Annotated in this window: 3 protein-coding genes; 1 reads left to right on the plus strand and 2 read right to left on the minus strand. The window is 40.5% G+C overall.

Features of this window, described 5'->3' with window-relative positions:
* Positions 1–13: 13 nt before the first annotated feature.
* Together EUBHAL_RS14055 and EUBHAL_RS14060 are read right to left on the minus strand one after the other, a co-directional pair.
* Positions 14–448: a threonine/serine exporter family protein gene (locus EUBHAL_RS14055; RefSeq protein ID WP_005351631.1), complete on the minus strand. Its 435-nt coding sequence runs from the start codon at positions 446–448 to the stop codon at positions 14–16.
* Positions 445–1,206: a threonine/serine exporter family protein gene (locus EUBHAL_RS14060; protein WP_005351633.1), complete on the minus strand. Its 762-nt coding sequence runs from the start codon at positions 1,204–1,206 to the stop codon at positions 445–447. The genes EUBHAL_RS14055 and EUBHAL_RS14060 overlap by 4 nt, the downstream gene beginning before the upstream one ends.
* 64 nt (positions 1,207–1,270) lie before the next feature.
* Between EUBHAL_RS14060 and EUBHAL_RS14065 the strand changes: the two genes are divergently transcribed.
* The gene (locus EUBHAL_RS14065) at positions 1,271–2,623 is read left to right on the plus strand and encodes a putative ABC transporter permease (RefSeq protein ID WP_044923768.1); all 1,353 of its coding nucleotides are present in this window, start codon (positions 1,271–1,273) and stop codon (positions 2,621–2,623) included.
* The last annotated feature ends 176 nt before the right edge of the window (positions 2,624–2,799 follow it).

Genomic DNA, 2,799 nt, shown 5'->3' on the forward strand with positions numbered 1-2,799 from the left:
GGGCGTCTGTCTCTTAATGAATTAAATAGTAAACCTTCCTTGCCATATCGTGGAATATCCAGATGAGGCTCATTCCAATGGCAAGTCCTAAAGCACACTGTAATGTTTGGGAGCCGTAAGCTGCTGCTTCTGCCCATTTTTTCTGAACAGCATAACTCATCGTGTAATAGAGAGAGCCGCCGGGAATTAGAACGACAACGGAAATGATTAAAAATAAGGTGGTAGGGGCTTTTCTTATTTTTGCGATGACTTCGGAGTAAATTGCGGCGAAAGCACTGGCAAATAGAGAAGAAATGAAAACATCAAATCCCCAGATAGTTGCGATGACATAGATAACCCAGGTCAGTACACCACCTAATGCGGCAGGGAAAATGTGCTTAAATTGCAAATGAAATAAGAAGCCGAAGCCGGCAGCTCCAATAAAGGCTGCAAAAAATTGTAATATCATAACACACCTCCAACAAACCAGATAGCGCACATAAATCCACAGGCAAGTGCTCCCGCCCAAAGAAGCGATTCTACAAGACGCATCACGCCTGAAATCGTGTCACCGATTAAAATGTCACGGATAGAGTTTGTCATAAGGATTCCAGGAATCAGCAGCATAATGTCACCGATCATAACTTTGTCTGCATGAATTACCGGAAAGAAATGTGCAGCTACACAAATGCCGGAGCCGACAAAAAGGGAGCAGAAAAACTGCAGGATTAAAGTGTTGCTGCATATAGAGTTTAAATGCCTTTGTAAAAAGCAAAGGAGAAAGGCAAAGATAACGGCAATGGCTCCGTCTAAAATTGTTCCTCCAAAAAAGACAGAAAAGCCACCTGCACCAAGCATACTTCCCAGGTAAATGGTATAAGGAGCAGGACTGATTTTTGAAATTTTATTTATCTCATATTTCAAATCTGGAAGGGAAAGAGGAGAAGAACAACAGCGCCTGCTGAGTGCATTTGCCTGTTCTAATTTAAAGAAATCTGTACCGACAGGGGTAGTGATTCTTCGGGTTTGTGTATATTCTTCGCCTTCTTCAAAGACCATAGTGACAACGATACTTGAAGTGATTGCAAATACATTCATCTGGGTGGCACCGTAGGCATGCCCCATTCGGTTTAGCGTTTCTTCCACACGGCTGACCTCGGCACCGTTGGTCAGCATAATTTCCGCAAGATTTAGTAATTCATGTAAAATAGCATTTGGTGGATTCACATACTTTCTCCTTTCACAAAAATATGATATAGTATATCACAAATTCAAAAAAAGGAGAAAAATTTTGAGCTATACCTGGTATGAAGTGTTCTGGTTTTTTCTGTTATATTCCTTTGCAGGATGGGTAATAGGAACTTCTGGAGCAGCATTAAAAGAAAAAAAGTTTATTGACGTAGGATTTTTATTTGGCCCGTGGTGTCCATCCTACGGATTTGGAGCCGTTGGTTTTGCATTATTTTTACCAGAATTAAAAGATCAGCCTGTATTTTTATTTGCAGGAGGAGTGATTCTTTCATTTATTATCACATCTTTTACAGGAGTGACCCTGGAACGTATTTTCCATCAGAAATGGAAAGATTATTCCAGACGGAGATTTAACTTTGGTGGCTATGTTAACTTACCTTATACGGTAGTATGGGGTGCGGCGGCACTGTTGTGTATTTGGATTGTAAATCCATTTTTAAGTAAAATTATTGGAATACTTCCATATGGATTAGGAAAAGTCATTTTGATTATTGCCTATGTAATAATCATTATTGATTTTATCGGAACTGTTTCAGGAATTCTGAGTGTACATATCCGCCTGGCACGATTAGGAAAACTAGTCCTTGTAGAAGAAGTAGCTGATAACTTACAAAAAGCTGCAGATTACATGGGAAATGGTCTGACTGGCTGGGTGTTAAAACATCTTGAAAAAAGCCATGAGGGTCTCGAAATCAAGGAAATCATCCGAAGTAAACTGCAAAGACGAGAAAAAGCACAGGAAATGACTGGTGTATTTGCAGCAGGATGTGGATTTTACAAACTGTTCTGGCTGTTCTTTCTTGGCTCTTTTCTTGGCGATATTACAGAAACTATCTTTTGCTGGTGGAAGATGGGCACTATCACAAGCCGAAGCAGTGTAGTTTATGGCCCATTTAGCCTTGTCTGGGGAATTGGCTGTTTTTTCCTCACCTATATGCTCTACCAATATCGCGATAGAAGCGACAGCTTCATCTTTATATTCGGAACAGTCCTCGGCGGTGCTTACGAATATATATGTAGTGTCGTATTAGAGCTTGTCTTTGGAACCGTATTCTGGGATTACAGCAAAATTCCATTTAATCTGGGTGGAAGAATCAACTTATTGTACTGTTTCTTCTGGGGAATCGCAGCCGTAGTCTGGATGAAAATATTATATCCGAAACTATCAGGATTTATTGAGAAGATACCAAAGAAAATCGGGGTACCATTAACCTGGTTCTTGGTTGTATTCATGGTATTCGATATGGCAATCTCAGGTCTTGCATTAAACCGTTATCACGAAAGACACCAAAGTGCAAAGACACCCGAAACCGCCATAACGAAAATATTAGATACGAGATTTCCAGACACAAGAATGGAACGGATATACCCAAGTGCCAAACATGTGAGGTAGGGAATTCTGATTTGCGTAGCAAAGGAGACGTCCACAGGGAATATAATATCCTATATTTGTGACTTTAGTTGCGGCATGTTGAATACTCGCTCTATTCGCTCGTATCCAACACTTGCTCCGAGGCCACAAATATAGGATATTATATTCCCTGTGGGCTGTGTTTTGGCTGCCTAAGT

The sequence above is a fragment of the Anaerobutyricum hallii DSM 3353 genome (genome assembly GCF_000173975.1).
Taxonomy (GTDB): Bacteria; Bacillota; Clostridia; order Lachnospirales; family Lachnospiraceae; genus Anaerobutyricum; species Anaerobutyricum hallii.